This is a genomic window from Actinopolyspora xinjiangensis, from assembly GCF_900104475.1.
Lineage (GTDB): Bacteria > Actinomycetota > Actinomycetes > Mycobacteriales > Pseudonocardiaceae > Actinopolyspora > Actinopolyspora xinjiangensis.
In genome coordinates this window covers 86,799-104,205 of sequence record NZ_FNJR01000017.1, presented here as the reverse complement: position 1 = coordinate 104,205, position 17,407 = coordinate 86,799, and the positions used below count along the sequence as shown (strand labels likewise).

The window sequence follows — 17,407 nt, the reverse complement described above, 5'->3', positions numbered from 1 at the left end:
CACGCCCAGGGCAGGTTACTCACGTGTTACTCACCCGTCCGCCGCTCTGCACACCGATCCGAAAACCGGCGCCATCGCTCGACTTGCATGTGTGAAGCGCGCCGTCAGCGTTCGTCCTGAGCCAGGATCAAACTCTCCAACAAGAAACCTATTGGAAAAAAACCCCAGCACCACCCACACCACAACACCACAACCATGATGCCGCAGCGCGGGCACTACTCAAAGCAAAAAAAGACAAGAAAGCAAACACACACACGCGTGCACAAACACTGTTGAATTCTCAAAGAACACACCCACCACACACGCGGCAGGCCCACACCCGGAAACATCCACCAACTAACCAGCCAGCAGACATCCGAATGCTTTTCCGTTGTTCACCGCATTCACCGTAGCACCCCCACCAAACCCCCCACACACCGGGGGGCCCAGCCACCCGCCGATCACGACCCACCACCACAGCGAGCCCCAACCAACGAACCAGAAGGCACCACATGCAGTTCTACAAACAACCAGCCACCACCACGAACCGAAACCAGAAACCACCCGGAAAGCACCCGAAAAAACCGAGCACCAACCCCTAGCGATTCCCAACCCGGCCCCGCCGTGCTGACAACAACCACTCTAACCCCCCACCACACACCCCCACACACCCACCCCCCAACAATCAACGAATTCCCAGGACAACCCCGGTAAATACCGCGAAAAACGTTCGGATGGCCGCCGTGCGCTCACAGTTCACCCGGCGACCCACCCGAGGTCCCTAGTGTGGCGCCACGGCACCCACCGGATCGGACTGTCCATGACGGTCCTGGCGCGCCTGGTGCTGCCAGTTGGTGATCCGCCGGACGACCAACGCCGCCAGGACCCCCGCGGCGACTTGGACGGAAGAGACGAGCAGCCCCGTCAGCGCCAGATCGTGGTAGAGCGCCAGCGCTTCTTCACCTGGGAGTTCGAACTGGTTCCTTTCCACTCCGGTGTGCGTGTAAGTGACCACACGGTGGGCCCGGTCGACGCTCATCATCGCGAGGAAAACCAGCCACCAGGCCCAGAGCAGTCCACCTTTGTACTCGAAGCTCGATTCCACGTCTCCGCGTACGTGTCCGGGACGGCTCGCTCGCCAGATGTCGGTGAGGATCTGTTTCGGGAACCAGAAACTGACCACCGGGACGATCCAACCGAGGATCAGCCAGGGCTTCTTCCGCCGATGCACCTCGGGGTCCAGCATCTCGGCGTTGCCGCGCACCCGGAACAACCAGATCAGAAACATCACGACCGCGGCCACGAACACGGGGACGGCGAGAACTCCGAACACCAGCTCGAACAATTCCGACGGCAGGAACTCCATGTCCCAGTAGGAGCGGGACCTCTCGAGCGCATCGCCGTACACCACGAACAGCCGGAGCTGCACGAGAGTGTTCAACGCGCGGATCACGGCGAAGGACAACAGCAGCACGACGGTGGCGATCCCCAGTCCCCGCGTCGGCCGGAGAGCTCGCCGCACGTCGAGTTCCGGGGCGTTGCCGGGGTTCTCCGCTCCGGGGTTACCCACGACGCCGGTGTTGTCCAGCCAGTCGGCGGGCATCGCTCTGCCACCGCAAACGGCGCAGTACTCCCGGTCGGCGGGGACGTGTCCTCCGCACACGGCACAGTTCACTGGTCGACTCCCAATCCCGTCGAACGGCAAACGACAAACGGCGAGAACGTTACCGCCGCGACGGTTCGGGGAGCACCCGAATTTCGATACCACCGGGTACCGGTCGCAGGATCGTAACCGGCTCGTGACGGTCTCAGCGCCGACCACCGGTCCGAGGTGTCCGACACGACGCGTCCCTCATCCCGGAAGAGCCGCCGTCGAACGACGCTTCCCCACTGCGAGTCCGCGACATTCAGCCGCCGAGCACGCGCCTGAGCTCGGCATGGCACTCCACAACGGACAACTCCGCTCGGCTCGCGCGGAGTCGCTCGAACTCCTCGGCACCCAACCGTTCCCGCAACCGGGTGCACACCTCGCGCACGTCGGGGTCCCCCTGGTCCAGCACTCCCTGCAGAGCAGCCGCCACCCCGAGCATCCGCGCCGCCTCCTCCGGCTCGGCCTCGTGCAGCAGCAGCCGGGCCAGTTGTTCGGTCAGCACCGCGCTCATCGGCCTGCCCAGCACGATCTCCTCTCCACCGAGAGCGGTCCCGAAAAGCTCGCGCGCGCCCCGCACATCCCCCTCGTCGAGCAGCAGTCGGAGCCGGAACGACAGCAGCAGATCGCGCATCATCGGATGCGGTGGTGATCCGATCGCCACGAGGTCCGCCTCGGCGTGGTGCATCAACCGCCGGGCCGAGCCGATGTCGCCCTCGGCCCTGGCGAGCTCCATTCGCCCGTACGTGACGGTCACCCGGTGGGTGGAGGGAGCGCTCCCCGCCAATCGGGAAGCCTCGTCCAGTTCCGCGCGGGCACCGGCGAGATCCCCCATTCGCACCCGCTGCATACCGATGCGGGCCAGTTGGGGAACCAGCTCCGCCGGGGAACGGAACTCGCGCAGCACGGCCACCGATTCCGCCAGGCTCTCGACCGCCTTCTCGTGATCTCCCCGCAGCGAGTGGAAAACGGCTGTGATGCAGATCGCCTGGGCCATGCCCCAGCGGTCACCGATGGCCTCGAAAGCCACCGCCGCGCGATTCGCGTGCTGCTCACCAGCGTTCATCTCGCCACGACGCTCGGCCAGCATCGCGCGCCCGTAGTGCGCGGCGGCGTTGGGCCACGGATCCGGGTGTTCGGCCGCTCGCCGCAGCGAGCCCGCCATCTCGTCCAGTCGCTCCGTCAACAACCAGACCATCGGCTCCAGTAGCCCCAAATACACGTAACGCGACATCGCGTCCGTCTCACGCAGCCGTTCCAACGCCGCGCCGAGCCGCTCCGACCAATCGTGAGCATCCACGAACAACCGACGAACGAGCTCGACCACCGCGCGGCTCTCCTCCGGCGCGGGCCCACCCAGCGCGGCCACCTGACGCATCCGCTCGGTGAGCTCGGGGTGGCGCGTATTCATCGACCAGTACCAGTTGAGGGCGGCGGCCAACCTGATCCCGACCTCGGCGTCGGAGTTCGCGAGCGCCCAACGCAACGCCCGCATCGTGTTGTCGTGCTCGGCGTCCAGGCGTGCCAGCCACTTCAGTTGCTCCCGCGAGTGGATGAGTGGGGCCGCCTTCTCCGCGAGGGCCAGGAAGTGTTCGGCGTGGCGGCGTCCCAGAGTCGCGGTCTCCCCGGCGTCCGCCAGCCGTTCGGCGCAGAAGACCCGCACCGTCTCCAGCATCCGGTAGCGCATGACGGTGCCGTCGTCGACCGCCTCCACCAGTGACTTGTCCACCAGGTCGGCGAGGACTTCGTCCACGTCACCGGCCTCCAGCCCGGCACCGGAGCACACCTCGGCCACCGACTCGGCACGCGCGGAGCCCGCGAACACCGACATCCTGCGCGCCAGTACCCGTTCGGGCTCGGTCAACAGCTCCCAGCTCCACTCCACCACCGCGCGCAGCGTGCGGTGACGGGACATCGCTGATCGGTTTCCCCTGGTGAGCAACCGGAACCGGTCGTCGAGCCGTTCAGCGACCCCACGGGGGCTCATGGAGCGGACCCGCGCGGCGGCGAGCTCTATAGCCAGTGGCATACCGTCCAGTTCACGGCAGATCTCCACGACGTGGGCCGTGTTGTCCCGGGTGAGCTCGAAGTCACGCCGCGCGGCGACGGCGCGCTGCTCGAAGAGCCGTACGGCCGCGCTGGAACCCGCCGCTTCGGCGTCGTCGGGCAGCTCCAACGGCCCTACCGGGAGCAGCTTCTCACCGGGTAGTGCCAGCGGTTCCCTGCTCGTGGCCAGTATCCGCAGTTCAGGAGCACGACTCAGCAGCTGTTCGGCCAGCTGCGCGGCCGGCGTGACGAGGTGCTCGCAGTTGTCCAGGATCAGCAGGGTCGGTTCGGATGCCAGCGTCTCCACCAATCGGGGCAACGAGTCGTCTCCCGGCTGCCCATGATCGATCCGGGGTGCCTGTCGGACCCCCAGTCCGGTCAGCACAGCCGAGGAGAGGGCGTGCCCGTCACGCACCGGTGCGAGTTCCACGAACAGCACCCGCTGTGTGGTGATCCTGGAGGCTCCCTCGGTCGCCAGTCTGGTCTTGCCCGAACCGCCTGGCCCGAACAGGGTCACCAGGCGCGCTTCGCGCAGCGCGTGTTCGAGTTGGGCCAGTTCCCGCTCCCGCCCCACGAAACCGCTCATCGGCCGCGGCGGCGCAGCGCCCGTCGGAGTCGTTCCACCGGTCGGGCCCGAAGCCGACGACCCGTGCTGGGCGGAGTCCGGGATCTGCGGGGAGTTCGTCTCGTCCGCGTTCCCGTCTCGGAGCACGGCGAGATGCAACTCGCGCAGTCGGTCGCCCGGTTCGGTCCCGAGATGCTCGACCAACTGTCCGCGCAGCCGCCCGTAGCAGGCCACGGCTTCGGCGCGCTGCCCGGCCGCTCGCAGCGCGCGGATGTGCAGTTCCGCGAGGCGTTCGTCCAGCGGGTGCGCGCGGGTGAGCCGCGCGAGCTCGTCGAGGAGATCCACGTGGTCACCAAGCCGTAGCTGGGCCTCGATCCGGTCGATCAGCGCGGAACGTCCGAGCCGTTCCAGACGGGTGACGGTGACTTCGGCGAAGGCAGCACCTCGGAAGTCGACCAGTGGATCGCCGCGCCAGAGCTCCAACGCGGCCCGCAGGTCCTCGACCGCCTCCGTCGGGCGGTCCTCGCGCAGTGCGCTCCGCCCACGAGCGGCCAGCCGTTCGAAGCGGTGCAGGTCGATCTCGTCCGGATCAGCTCGCAGGGCGTAGCCGACCCCTTCGGAGCACAACCGCAGACCGGTCACCGGGCTCAGCGCCCGCCTGCTCCGGGAGACCAGGGTGTGCAGCGCGTTGGTGGCACCGGTGGGTGGGGATTCGCCCCAGAGATCGTCGATCAACGTTCGCACGGGCACGTCGCGGTTGACGTCCAGCGCCAGGCGCGCCAGCAGGGTGCGCACCCGGTTACCACCCGGATCGACCGGTTCGCCCCGGCTGTCGTGCACCCGGAACGGGCCGAGCATCGCTACCAGCACACGGCACCTCACCAGCTCTTGCCGCCGCCTCGCGAGCAGAGGCGGGCCGAGACAGCCCCAGCGTGACGGCCGATCACCGGCCGCGCTCCGACCGGTCGGCGCGGCGCCGGCGCAGCCACGTGACGAGCCCGCCGATCACCACCACGGACAGCACGAGAGCACCGAGCAGCACGGGCCACCCCCACCGGTCCGACACCGCGTCCAGCGTACGCCGGGTGGGGCTGTCCTCGTCGGCCAGCACGACCCCGAGCAGGCCCAACGCCGCCAGCAGGACTGCTCCCAGCAGGACGTGCCTCGGCCCGCCCATTCGTCGGGCGCGCCGGTGCAGCACCCGCGCGACCTTCACCAACCGGAACACACGAACGAGCTGGACGGCGGCGACCACCCGGACCAGCCGCAGCACCTGGGCGGGTGCGAACGCGAACACCACGGCGGGGATCGTCAACACGGTCACCAACGCCATCCACCAGTGGTCGCGCAGCCAGCGGGGACGGTTCTCGCTGAACCAGAACAGCAGGGCCGACTCGGCCGTGAGCACCAGCATCGACAGCCAGTTGAGCACCGTTCCCAGCAGCGACACCGGCCCGTCCAACCGGGTGAGGAAAACGGCGGGAACCGAGACGGCGGCAGCGGTGAGCACCGGCACGTGCAGCGCACTCCGGATGCGGTCCTCACTCTGCCGGGAATTCACGCCGACCGCGCCTCACCGATCGCGTGGAACGACCACGGGTTCGGTCCGGAGCGGCTCAGCCGAACCGGGCGTACCGACGCCCCGGACGCCGGGGCCGACACGACCGGCTCGGCGCGTCGGGGCGCCTCTCCACCGCACTCGACCGCCGGCGGTCCGCCCGGCGGTGGCGAACGAAACGATCCCGCCCCAACGGGGGCGGGATCGATCGTTTCGGGCGTAGCGGATCACTCCGAGGAGCCGGACCCTTCGGACTGGTCGTCCTGGCTGGACGAGGATCCCTCACCGGAGGAACCGCCGGAGGAACCGGCCAGGTCCACGGGCGGCGTGTCCGGAACGGTGGAGGGCTTGGCCTCACCTCGGAAGGTGAACTGGGCCTGGTCCTCGGTTCCTTCCTCGTCCCAGCCGTCGACGTCGACGATCACGATCTGACCAGGCTCGACCTCGCCGAACAGGATCTTCTCGGAGAGCTTGTCCTCGATCTCGTGCTGGATCGTGCGGCGCAGCGGCCGGGCACCCAGCACCGGGTCGAAGCCCCGCTTGGCCACCAGCTTCTTGGCCTTCGAGGTCAACTCGATGGACATGTCCTTGCTCTTGAGGGCGCTCTCCACCCGGCCGATGAGCAGGTCGACCATCCGGATGATCTCTTCCTCGGTGAGCTGGTGGAAGACGATCACGTCGTCGATCCTGTTGAGGAACTCCGGACGGAAGTGCTTCTTCATCTCCTCGTTGACCTTGGACTTCATCCGCTCGTAGTTGGACTCCTGCTCGTTGCCCGCGGTGAAGCCGAGGCCGACCGCCTTGGAGATGTCGGCCGTGCCCAGGTTGGAGGTGAAGATCAGCACCGTGTTCTTGAAGTCGACCACGCGACCCTGGCCGTCGGTGAGCCTGCCGTCCTCCAGGACCTGCAACAGCGTGTTGTAGATCTCGTGGTGGGCCTTCTCGATCTCGTCGAACAGCACCACGGAGAACGGCTTGCGCCGGACCTTCTCGGTGAGCTGACCGCCCTCCTCATAGCCGACGTAGCCCGGGGGCGCGCCGAACAGTCGGGAGGCCGTGTAGCGGTCGTGGTACTCACCCATGTCGATCTGGACCAGGGCGTCGTCGTCGCCGAACAGGAACTCGGCCAGCGACTTGGACAGCTCGGTCTTACCGACACCGGACGGCCCCGCGAAGATGAAGGAGCCGGAGGGACGCTGCGGGTCCTTCAGCCCGGCACGGGTACGACGGATCGCCTGGGAGACCGCCTTGACCGCGTCCTCCTGACCGATGATCCGCTTGTGCAGCTCTTCCTCCATGCGCAGCAGCCTGGAGGTCTCCTCCTCGGTGAGGCGGAAGACCGGAATACCGGTCCAGTTGGCCAGCACCTCGGCGATCTGCTCGTCGTCGACTTCGGCGACCACGTCGAGGTCACCGGCCTTCCACTGGGTCTCGCGCTCCTCCTTCTGCGTGATGAGCTGCTTCTCCTCGTCACGCAGCCGGGCGGCGCGCTCGAAGTCCTGCCCGTCGATGGAGGACTCCTTGTCCCTGCGGACCTCGGCGATCTTCTCGTCGAACTCGCGCAGGTCCGGCGGCGCGGTCATCCGGCGGATGCGCATCCTGGCGCCCGCCTCGTCCAGCAGGTCGATCGCCTTGTCCGGCAGGTACCGGTCGTTGATGTAGCGATCCGCCAGGCTGGCCGCCGCGGACAACGCGGAGTCGGTGATGGAGACGCGGTGGTGCGCCTCGTAGCGGTCCCGCAGTCCCTTGAGGATCTCGACGGCGTGGTCCAGGGAGGGCTCGCCCACCTGGATCGGCTGGAAGCGGCGTTCCAGCGCCGCGTCCTTCTCGACGTTCTTGCGGTACTCCTCGAGGGTGGTGGCCCCGATGGTCTGCAGCTCACCGCGCGCCAGCATCGGCTTGAGGATGCTCGCCGCGTCGATGGCCCCCTCGGCGGCACCCGCACCGACCAGCGTGTGGATCTCGTCGATGAACAGGATGATGTCGCCGCGAGTCTTGATCTCCTTGAGTACCTTCTTCAGGCGCTCCTCGAAGTCACCGCGGTACCGGGAACCGGCGACCAGCGAACCGAGGTCGAGCGTGTAGAGCTGCTTCTCCTTCAGTGTCTCCGGGACCTCGCCCTTGACGATCTTCTGGGCGAGCCCCTCGACCACGGCGGTCTTGCCGACACCGGCCTCGCCGATGAGCACCGGGTTGTTCTTGGTGCGGCGGGAGAGCACCTGCATGATGCGCTCGATCTCGGTGTCACGACCGATCACCGGGTCGAGCTTGGACTCGCGGGCGCTCTGCGTGAGGTTGCGGCCGAACTGATCCAGCACCAGGGAGGAGGACGGCGTGCCCTCGCTGCGGCCACCGGCCTCGGCCGGTTCCTTGCCCTGATAGCCGGACAGCAGCTGCAACACCTGCTGACGGACCCGGTTGAGATCGGCACCGAGCTTGACCAGCACCTGCGCGGCCACACCCTCACCCTCGCGGATCAGGCCGAGCAGGATGTGTTCGGTGCCGATGTAGTTGTGCCCGAGCTGGAGCGCCTCCCGCAGCGACAGCTCCAGAACCTTCTTGGCCCTCGGGGTGAAGGGGATGTGGCCACTGGGCGCCTGCTGGCCCTGGCCGATGATCTCCTCGACCTGCTGGCGCACGCCCTCGAGGGCGATCCCCAGCGATTCCAGCGCCTTGGCGGCGACACCCTCACCCTCGTGGATCAGACCCAGGAGAATGTGCTCGGTGCCGATGTAGTTGTGGTTGAGCATCCTGGCCTCCTCCTGGGCCAGGACAACCACCCGCCTCGCGCGGTCGGTGAACCTCTCGAACATTCGCACTCCCTGACTGCTGCGCCGGCGGTCTCGTACCGGGCACCGCTCCTGCTCACGCCGATGCCCGCGATGGGTTCAGCACTCTGAGCTCCACTCTAGTAGCCACGGCCCACTCAGGGCCGGTCCGGCTCGCAGCCCACTTTTCGACGACGTTGCGTTCACGCGGCCCAACAGAGCGCTGAGCTGCGAAATTCCCTTCGCGAACCGGGACGGCGGGAGTGTCCGCCGAGCGCGAACACCACCTTCCACGGCTCGAATATCACTCATCCGGCCCAGTGCGTCCCGGTTCGGACACCATCCGGTTCCGCACCCCGGACTGCCTGCCACCGACCGGGACCACCATCGGTGTACCCGTAACCGGGTCCGGAATCACCCGGGCGCTGAGATCGAACACCTCGCGCAGCAACCGCTCCGTGAGCACCTCCTCCGGGACGCCCTCGGCGGCGATGCGGCCCTCCGACATCGCCACCAGGCGATCCGCGTAGCGGGCGGCCAGGTTGAGGTCGTGCAGCACCATCACCACGGTTCGACCGCTCTCCGCGTGCAACCGGCCGATCAGCTCCAGCACGTCCACCTGGTGCGAGAGATCCAGGTAGGTCGTCGGCTCGTCCAACAGGAGCAGGTCCGTTCCCTGCGCCAACGCCATGGACAGCCAGGCACGCTGGCGCTGTCCGCCGGAGAGCTCGTCCACGGAGCGGTCCGCGAGGTCCTCGATGCCGGTGAGCGCCAACGCCTCCGCCACGGCCGACTCGTCGTCGCTCGACCACTGTCGGTACCAGGCCTGGTGCGGATGCCTGCCTCTTGCGACCAGGTCGGCGACGCAGAGCCCTTCCGGGGCGGCCGGGGACTGCGGCAGCAGTCCCAGCCTACGCGCCACTTCCTTGGTGGACATCCGGTGAATCGGCTCCCCGTCGAGCAGCACGCTGCCCCGCTTCGGCTGCAGCAGCCTGCCCAGCGCGCGCAGCAGTGTGGACTTGCCGCAGCCGTTGGGGCCGATCACGCCGGTGATGGTGCCGTCGACGACGTCCAGATCCAGCCCGTCGACCACCACGCGGTCGCCGTATCCCAGCGACAGGTCGCGGGCGCGCAACCGGTTCCGCGCGGTCTCGGAAGCCCCGTGCCCGCTCGGGGAGTCGGCGTCGGTGTGCGCGACCGCGTCGTTCGCGGTGTGCGAGGCGGTCATGTGTGAACCTCCCGGTACCGGTGGACGAGCAGGTAGATCAGGTAGGGAGCGCCGAGCACGGCCGTGACCACGCCGACCGGCAGTTGCAACGAGCCGAACAGGGTGCGCGAGACCAGGTCGGACGCCACCACGAGGAGAGCCCCCAGCACCATCGAGACGACCAGCGGAGGTCTCGGGACACCGGCCATGCGGAGCGCGATCTGCGGCGTGGCGAGCGCCACGAACGCGATCGGCCCGGCCGCCGCGGTGGCCAGCGAGGCGAGCACGGCGGCACTCAGCAGCAGCGCGCCCCGCGCCACGTTGACGCGCACTCCGAGTTCGCGAACCGTGTCGTCGTCGAACTGAAGCGCCCCCAGCGCGTGGCAGCCGAGCAGGGTCAGCGGCACCAGCACCAGCAGGGCCAGCCCGACCGGCACCACGTTGTCCCAGTCCCTGGCGTTGAGGCTGCCGGTCAGCCACACCATGGCGCGCCCGGCGTCCTGGGTCTCGCCGATGGTCAGCAGCCAAAGGGTCGCGTTGACCGTCAGCGCGTTCATCCCGATGCCGACCAGCACCAGCCGGAACGAGTCCACCCCGCCCCGGTAGGCCAGCAGCGCGACCAGCCCGGCCGTGACCACCCCACCCAGCAGGGCGATCACCGGCAGGCCGAAAGCGGCGACGGCACCGCTGATCCCACCCAGCGTTCCCGAGGTGACGATCACGGCGGTCGCGGCCGCCCCCGCCCCACTCGTGACACCGAGCAGGTCCGGACTGGCCAGCGGGTTGCGCACCACAGCCTGCGTGATCGCCCCGGAGAGTCCGAGCGCGGCGCCGACCAGCAACCCGGTGAGCGCGCGCGGCAGTCGCAGTTGCAGCACCACGAGCCGGTCCCCGGCGTCACCTCCGCCGAGCAGGGTCCGCAGCACTCCCAACGGGGAGATCGGGTAGTCGCCGAGCGCCAGGTCGCAGGCGAACACCACCACCAGCGCCACCAGCCCCCCCAGCAGCACCAGCAGCGGCCTGGGGCGCAGCACCGTGGAGAGCGGGCCGACGCGCAGCGGTTTGCGTTCCCGCACGCGTGCTGCCGGGGCCGCCGGGGGGACTCGCACCGATTCCGTCACAGCCGCATCAGCCTCCTGCGCCGTACCAGAGCTATGAAGAAGGGGGCCCCGATCATCGCCAGCATCACCCCGACCTGGATCTCCGAGGGGCGAGACACGACCCGTCCGACCAGGTCCGCGAGCAGCACCAGGCAGGCTCCGCCGAGAGCGGCGAACGGAAGCAGCCAGCGGTGGTCGGGGCCGGCGAAGTACCGGGCTATGTGGGGTACGACGAGGCCGACGAAGCTGATCGGTCCGCACATGGCCACCGCGCCGCCGACGAGCACCGCGATGGCGGCCACCCCGATCGCTCTGGACCTGGCCACGTTGTGGCCGAGCGCGGCCGCCATGTCGTCACCGAGCGAGAGCGCGTTGAGTCCCGGGGCGCTGGCCAGTCCCAGCAGCAGGCCGAGCAGCAGGAACGGCAGCACGCGCTGGATGAGCCCCATGTCGGAGACCGCGATGGAACCGACCTTCCAGAACCGGTAGGTGTCCAGGCTCTGCCGGTCCAGCAGCACCAGCGCCGAGGTCAGCGCCTGTAGCAGCGCGCTGATCGCCGCACCCGCCAGCGCCAGGGCCACGGGGGTGGCACCTCCGCGTCCGATCGAACCGATCACGAACACCGCGAGCGCGCTGACCAGGGCTCCGCCGAAGCTGAACCAGATGAACCCGAGCATGCCGGTGATCCCCAGCGTGAACACGGCCAGCACCACGGCTAGCCCGGCCCCTTGCGTGATACCGAGCACACTGGGACCGGCGATGGGGTTGCGGGTGTAGCCCTGCATGAGCGCCCCGGCCAGCCCCAGCGAGGAACCGGCGAGAATCCCGGCGATGGTGCGGGGGACGCGCAGCTCGTAGATGATCACGTTGTTCTCGGTCGACGATGTCGCCACCAGTGCCTCGAACACCGCGTTCGGCGGTATGAGCTTGGCCCCGATGAGGATGCTCAGCGCACAGCTGAGCAGCAGCAGACCGCACAGCACGACGATTCCCAGCAGTCTCCTGCGCCGTCGTGAGTTCAACCGGTCCACCGATGGCGCGGAGTCGCGCGCCGTTCCGTCAGGGCGGGCCTCCTGCCGCCGCTCCGCGTCCGAGGGGGTCTCCTCGCCGCGGGCGGTGCGCGTCGAAGCGGAATCCGAACCGGACGGGTCGCCCGAGGTCAAACTGCGACTCAAATCCCACTCCCTTGGCTGTCCGCCCTGATTCGCTTAGGTTGCCCACACTTAGGTTAGGCCCACCTAAGCGTATCCGAAACGGGGAGGGAAGCCGATGCCGGAAGTCACACGGACCAGACGTGAGTTGCTGCGAACGGCGTTGGTCGCGGCGGGGGCGTTGCCCGCGCTCGGCCTGACCGCCTGCGGTGGTGAGTCGGAAACCGAGGATTCGAGCGGTGGAACCGGTGGCACGCGGACCGTCGAGCACGCGATGGGCGAAACCGAGATCACCGGTACCCCGAAGCGTGTGGTGGCGCTGGACGCCACCTTCACCAGTGCCGTGATGGCACTGGACACGAACGTCGTGGGATACACCACATTCGGCGGTCGCAGGAAGCTGCCCGACTACCTGGGGCGGGACCGCGAGGAGTACGGCTCCCAGGCACGACGCGTGGGAAGCCTGAGTCGGCCCTCCACGGAGAAGATCTTCGGGAGGAACCCCGACCTGATCCTGTCGGCGAAGGTCCGGCACGAGGAGCTCTACGGACAGCTGTCCGAGATAGCCCCCACCGTGTTCAGCCGCACCACGGGGGCGACGTGGAAGGAGAACCTGCTGCTGACCGGCCGGGCGCTGGGCAAGGAGGAAACGGCCCGGAACAGGTTGAACGAGTACGAGCGACGCGCGAGGACGGTCGGCGACAGCATTCGCTCTAAGGTGGGGCACAACCCGACGATGTCGATCGTGCGGTTCGCGGGTGAACCGACGGTGCGGCTCTACAGCGCCGACTCGTTCCCGGGAACAGTGCAGCGGGACACCGGCCTGGCCCGTCCCGAGGGGCAACCGACCGGGGACGGGATCGCGGTCAACCTCAGCCAGGAACGGATTCCGGAACTGGACGCGGAGCACATCTTCGTGACGGTCTACCCGGACGAGGCCGGCGACGCGGCCGATACCAGAAAGACTTTCGAGTCCAATCCGCTGTGGGACAAACTCACCGGCGAGGAGCACGTGGTCGACGACATCACCTGGATGACGTCGGTGGGAATCCACGGCGCACACGCGATCCTCGACGATCTCGCGGACGCGTTCGGCGTGGATCCGGCACGGTAACGAGCCAAGCGTGCGGGTGCGCTCCGACACTGTCCGATACGACGTCGTTCGCCCGGGGCGCACCCGGTCTCGTCCCGACCCCGAAACCCTGCCCGTCCAGCTCGACCCCCTGCGGACAACCGGCCGTGCGGAGTGAACCACCGCATGGGTGAACCACCGCCTGGCGGGCAGCCCGAACGACCGGACCGGCCCACGCGTACCCCGCCGGACCGGCCGGGCAGCCGATCCAGCGCCGGGCGGCCCGGTGGGGCCGACCGGAAATCGGACACACCGGGGTGAGAACGGAGGTTCCGGCCTCGCGCCCCGGAGGGTCCACCCGGAAACGACCGCGGCCGGGCGAACCGGACCACGACCGTGACCGGTGAATCGCGCGACGTTCCCGTCACGACTCGGGGCGACCCCGCCCCGTCACCGAGGACGACTCGACGGCACTTCCGAAACAGCGATTCGAGCACCGAGACATTCGCACGTTTCATTCCGAACCGGCTTCCGACGCGAGCCGGACGGATATCGACAGAGCCCGATGCGAACCGGACTCCGATTCGACGGGCGATCGGCCCGTCGAAGGCGAGCCGACACCGGTCGTGCCGAACTTCAGTGCGCCTTGTGGTACTCGGCAACGATATCGGCGGGGATACGGCCGCGATCCGAAACCTTCATGCCCCGCTTGCGAGCCCATTCCCGGATCGCCTGGTTCTGCTCACGATCCGCGCTCGTGGAACCACCGGACGAAGCCGAGGACGAACGCGAGGAACCCGCTTTCGGCCCCGGCTTCTTGCGCCCGCCGGCACGCCGCGCGCTGGCCAGAAAGCCACTCAGGGCCTCCCGGAGCTCGGCCGCATTCTCGTTGGAAAGGTCGATGGTGTACGAGACGCCGTCCAACGCGAACTCGACCGTTTCGTCCGCCTCCCCACCGTCCAGGTCATCCACCAGCTGAACAGTTACCTTCTGCGCCATCTTCCGCGGTCCTCCCCGGTATTCCTTACAGCGAGACGGTGACGATCCGAGCCCGAACGAGTATCGTCGGTGTTCTCCCGAACCACATCGGCCCCGAGGCCGCATCGCGATCGATCACGTATCGAGCCGCTAATACATCGTCACCGTTTCATTCTCGTCAGCAAGGTTAGCGCAGTAAAGCCTGATTCGCACTCACCCCACCGAAGAAATTTCCTCGGGGAGCTTCGATCGGGGAGAGCGATCACGTCATTCCGGACGCACGAGCGGGAAGAGGATGGTCTCCCGTATCCCCAGCCCGGTCAACGCCATCAACAACCGGTCGATCCCCATTCCCACACCACCGGTGGGCGGCATTCCGTACTCCAGCGCCCGGAGAAAGTCCTCGTCCACGGGCATGGCTTCTTCGTCTCCCTCGGAAGCCAACCGCGCCTGCTCTTCCAGACGCGCCCGCTCGACGACGGGATCGACGAGCTCGGAGTAGCCGGTGGCCAGTTCAAAACCCTTCACATAGAGATCCCATTTCTCCGCCATCCCCGAATGCTGCCGATGCTGTCGGGTCAACGGAGCGGTATCCAGCGGAAAGTCCCGCACGAATGTGGGAGCGTAGAGATGGTTGCCGACCATGTGCTCCCAGAGTTCCTCCACCAACTTGCCGTGCCCGAACGAGGGGTCGAGCTCGGACAAACCGGCGCTCTCGGCATGCTTACGGAGCGTTTCGGCGGAGGTTTCGGGGGTTACTTCCGAACCGAGCGCCTCGGAAAGCGACCCGTACATCGTAATGCTCGACCATTGACCGGAAAGATCGTACTCCGAACCGTCCGCCCAAGTGACGGTCTGCGTGCCGAACAGGGACTGGGCCGCTTCCTGGATCAGCGCACGGGTGAGTTCGGCCATCGCGTTGTAATCCGAGTAAGCTTCATAGAACTCGAGCATGGCGAACTCGGGAGAGTGGGAAGAGTCACTCCCCTCATTGCGAAAGTTCCGGTTGATCTCGAAGACCTTCTCGATGCCCCCCACGACGCATCGCTTGAGGAACAGCTCCGGGGCGATGCGCAAGTACAGATCCGTGTCCAAGGCGTTCGAGTGAGTCACGAACGGCCTGGCCGCCGCACCTCCCTGCAAAGTCTGCAACATGGGCGTCTCGACTTCGAGGTAACCGCGCCGTTCGAACGAATCCCGCAGCGAACGCAATGTCGCGGCACGAGTGCGAACCGTTTCGGCCGCCTGCTTGCGGACCAGCAAATCCACGTAACGCTGGCGAACGCGATTCTCTTCACTGAGTTCCTTGTGCGCCACGGGCAGCGGTCGCAGTGCCTTGGCCGCCATCCGCCACTCGTCGGCCAGCACCGAGAGCTCACCACGGCGTGAAGTGATGACCTCACCCGCGACGAAAACGTGGTCCCCCAGGTCGACGTCCGACTTCCAGTCGGACAGGGCCTGTTCACCGATCTCGTTGCGGCTGAGCATGGCCTGCAACTCGCTACCGTCTCCGCCCCGCAACGTGGCGAAGCAGAGCTTGCCGGTGTTGCGCAGGAACATCACCCGTCCGGCCACACCGACCCGCTGACCACTGGAGGTGTCCACGGGTAGCTCGGAGTGCGCGGCTCGCACCTCGGACAGCTCGTGGGTCACGGGCAGCGAGACGGGATAGGGGTCCTGCCCCTCGGCGAACAGACGCTCCCGCTTCTCCCGGCGCACCCGCAGCTGTTCCGGCAGGTCCTCGATTCCGTCGACGCGACTCGATTGATCCTGGTCATTCACAGTTTACCAGGGTACGGACCCGGCAGGCGCGACACTCCGGCAGGATGGCGGAGCCCGCTCACCGGACACGCGGGCCGCGTCGGACTCCCGAACCACTCATTCGAGGTTCCGGTCGAAGACCAGCCTGAGACCGAGCAGGGTCAGCTCCGGAACGTGGTGCGAGATCGTGCGGGACTCGCTGATCACCAGCGGAGCCAGCCCACCGGTCGCCAGCACGGTGGTGGGACCGCCGTGGGTCTCCTCCAGTTCGGACACGATGCTGTGCACCAGCCCGTCCACCTGCCCCGCGAAACCGTAGAGCAGCCCGGATTGCAGACACTCGACCGTGTTCTTGCCGATGACCGAGCGGGGCCGGACCAGCTCGACCTTGCGCAGCTGGGCGGCGCGCGAGGCCAACGCGTCCAGCGAGATCTCCACCCCGGGGGCGAACGCCCCTCCCAGGAACTCGCCCTTCGCGGAGATGGCGTCGATGTTCGTCGAGGTGCCGAAGTCCACCACGACGCAGTTCGTGGAGTACAGGTGGTGCGCGGCCAGTGTGTTGATCACCCGGTCCGCCCCGACCTCCTTCGGGTTGTCCACCAGCAGTGGAACTCCGGTGCGCACCCCCGGTTCGACGACCACCCGGGGGACGTCGCTCCAGTTGCGGCCGAGCATCACCCGTAGTTCACGCAACAGCGTGGGCACGGTGGAAAGGGCCGAGATGCCGGTGATCCGATCGGCGTAGTCCCCCAACAGCCCGCGCATGGTGAACGCGAGCTCGTCGGCGGTCATCCTGGGTTCGGTCCGCATCCGCCAGTCCCGCACCAGCCGCGCCTGCGCCTTCGGCTTCCGGCCGGAACCGGATCGCTGCTCGGAGTCATCGGGCTCGTCCTCGTAGAGTCCCAGCACGATGTTGGTGTTGCCGACATCGATCGCGAGCAGCACCGTGGTTTTCCTTCCTGTCGAGAGCTGGCACAGCGGCGAGCGCCCCACACGGCACCCGCCGGAACGAACCGAACCGAGCGGGTCACGTCCCGGACCCGCTCATCGGGCCTGCGAGTGGTCGGCCGTCGCCGGCTACCGACTCCACACCGATCCGGAGAGGCCCCGACTCCCTCACCGGTGGGAACCACTCGTTGGCCCCACCGCGGAGGTGGCCAGTCCGGATCCCTCGGGGGCATGTCCGGGGTCGCCACCGCTGTCGAGCACGCGGTTGTCCCCGTCGACGAAGAGCACCCTGGGGCGGAAGCCCCTGGCCTCGGCGTCGTCCATGACGCCGTAGGCGATCAGAATGACCACGTCACCGGGATGCACCAGGTGGGCGGCGGCCCCGTTGATGCCGAGGACTCCGGAATCACGCTCACCGGTGATCGCGTAGGTCTCCAACCGCGCGCCGTTGGTCACGTCCACGATCGTGACCTGCTCGCCGTCCAGCAGGTCGGCCGCCTCCATCAGGGCGGCGTCTATGGTCACCGAGCCCACGTAGTGCAGATCCGCCTGGGTGACCGTGGCACGGTGGATCTTGGATTTGAGCATGGTCCGGAACATGCCTGCTCCTTTTCCCGAGCTGTCGG

General features: G+C 67.7%; 12 protein-coding genes and 1 rRNA gene. 1 reads left to right on the top strand and 12 read right to left on the bottom strand.

From position 1 onward, the window contains the following. The 8 genes from BLQ75_RS21185 to BLQ75_RS21150 form a co-directional block, all read right to left on the bottom strand. Positions 1 to 143: ribosomal RNA gene (locus BLQ75_RS21185) — 16S ribosomal RNA — on the bottom strand; the annotation flags it as partial. Between the two features lie 617 nt (positions 144 to 760). Continuing rightward, complete coding sequence (locus BLQ75_RS21180) at positions 761 to 1,654, bottom strand: DUF4328 domain-containing protein (RefSeq protein WP_139183053.1); 894 nt, start codon at positions 1,652 to 1,654, stop codon at positions 761 to 763. A gap of 232 nt (positions 1,655 to 1,886) precedes the next feature. After that, a complete protein-coding gene (locus BLQ75_RS21175; protein WP_092604423.1) occupies positions 1,887 to 5,108 on the bottom strand; it encodes an AfsR/SARP family transcriptional regulator in 3,222 nt (1,073 codons plus the stop codon). Positions 5,109 to 5,181: 73 nt separating this feature from the next. After that, positions 5,182 to 5,799, bottom strand: a complete 618-nt coding sequence (locus BLQ75_RS21170) for a hypothetical protein (RefSeq protein ID WP_092604422.1) — start codon at positions 5,797 to 5,799, stop codon at positions 5,182 to 5,184. A gap of 224 nt (positions 5,800 to 6,023) precedes the next feature. Continuing rightward, positions 6,024 to 8,609 (bottom strand): ATP-dependent Clp protease ATP-binding subunit, encoded by a 2,586-nt coding sequence (locus BLQ75_RS21165; protein WP_092604421.1) that lies wholly within the window; start codon positions 8,607 to 8,609, stop codon positions 6,024 to 6,026. Positions 8,610 to 8,868: 259 nt separating this feature from the next. Further along, complete coding sequence (locus tag BLQ75_RS21160) at positions 8,869 to 9,792, bottom strand: ABC transporter ATP-binding protein (protein WP_092604420.1); 924 nt, start codon at positions 9,790 to 9,792, stop codon at positions 8,869 to 8,871. Further along, complete coding sequence (locus BLQ75_RS21155) at positions 9,789 to 10,892, bottom strand: FecCD family ABC transporter permease (RefSeq protein WP_092604419.1); 1,104 nt, start codon at positions 10,890 to 10,892, stop codon at positions 9,789 to 9,791. The genes BLQ75_RS21160 and BLQ75_RS21155 overlap by 4 nt, the downstream gene beginning before the upstream one ends. After that, the gene (locus BLQ75_RS21150; RefSeq protein ID WP_425286477.1) at positions 10,889 to 11,902 is read right to left on the bottom strand and encodes a FecCD family ABC transporter permease; all 1,014 of its coding nucleotides are present in this window, start codon (positions 11,900 to 11,902) and stop codon (positions 10,889 to 10,891) included. The genes BLQ75_RS21155 and BLQ75_RS21150 overlap by 4 nt, the downstream gene beginning before the upstream one ends. 238 nt (positions 11,903 to 12,140) lie before the next feature. Between BLQ75_RS21150 and BLQ75_RS21145 the strand changes: the two genes are divergently transcribed. Further along, positions 12,141 to 13,136 carry an ABC transporter substrate-binding protein gene (locus tag BLQ75_RS21145; RefSeq protein ID WP_092604417.1) on the top strand — a complete coding sequence of 332 codons (996 nt, stop codon included), beginning with the start codon at positions 12,141 to 12,143 and terminating at the stop codon, positions 13,134 to 13,136. A gap of 594 nt (positions 13,137 to 13,730) precedes the next feature. Here the strand turns inward: BLQ75_RS21145 and BLQ75_RS21140 are convergent. The 4 genes from BLQ75_RS21140 to panD form a co-directional block, all read right to left on the bottom strand. After that, the gene (locus tag BLQ75_RS21140) at positions 13,731 to 14,093 is read right to left on the bottom strand and encodes a histone-like nucleoid-structuring protein Lsr2 (RefSeq protein ID WP_043569273.1); all 363 of its coding nucleotides are present in this window, start codon (positions 14,091 to 14,093) and stop codon (positions 13,731 to 13,733) included. Positions 14,094 to 14,339: 246 nt separating this feature from the next. After that, a complete protein-coding gene (lysS, locus tag BLQ75_RS21135; RefSeq protein WP_092604416.1) occupies positions 14,340 to 15,854 on the bottom strand; it encodes a lysine--tRNA ligase in 1,515 nt (504 codons plus the stop codon). 96 nt (positions 15,855 to 15,950) lie between these two features. Continuing rightward, complete coding sequence (locus BLQ75_RS21130; protein WP_092604415.1) at positions 15,951 to 16,778, bottom strand: type III pantothenate kinase; 828 nt, start codon at positions 16,776 to 16,778, stop codon at positions 15,951 to 15,953. Between the two features lie 171 nt (positions 16,779 to 16,949). After that, positions 16,950 to 17,381, bottom strand: coding sequence for an aspartate 1-decarboxylase (panD, locus tag BLQ75_RS21125; protein WP_092604414.1), 432 nt, complete (start codon positions 17,379 to 17,381; stop codon positions 16,950 to 16,952). Positions 17,382 to 17,407 lie beyond the last annotated feature (26 nt).

Bases quoted from the DNA above. Each gene is read 5' to 3' on its own strand.
- BLQ75_RS21160 (WP_092604420.1), bottom strand. From the start codon at position 9,792: ATGACCGCCTCGCACACCGCGAACGACGCGGTCGCGCACACCGACGCC.
- BLQ75_RS21145 (WP_092604417.1), top strand. From the start codon at position 12,141: ATGCCGGAAGTCACACGGACCAGACGTGAGTTGCTGCGAACGGCGTTG.
- BLQ75_RS21165 (WP_092604421.1), bottom strand. From the start codon at position 8,609: ATGTTCGAGAGGTTCACCGACCGCGCGAGGCGGGTGGTTGTCCTGGCC.
- BLQ75_RS21140 (WP_043569273.1), bottom strand. From the start codon at position 14,093: ATGGCGCAGAAGGTAACTGTTCAGCTGGTGGATGACCTGGACGGTGGG.
- panD (WP_092604414.1), bottom strand. From the start codon at position 17,381: ATGTTCCGGACCATGCTCAAATCCAAGATCCACCGTGCCACGGTCACC.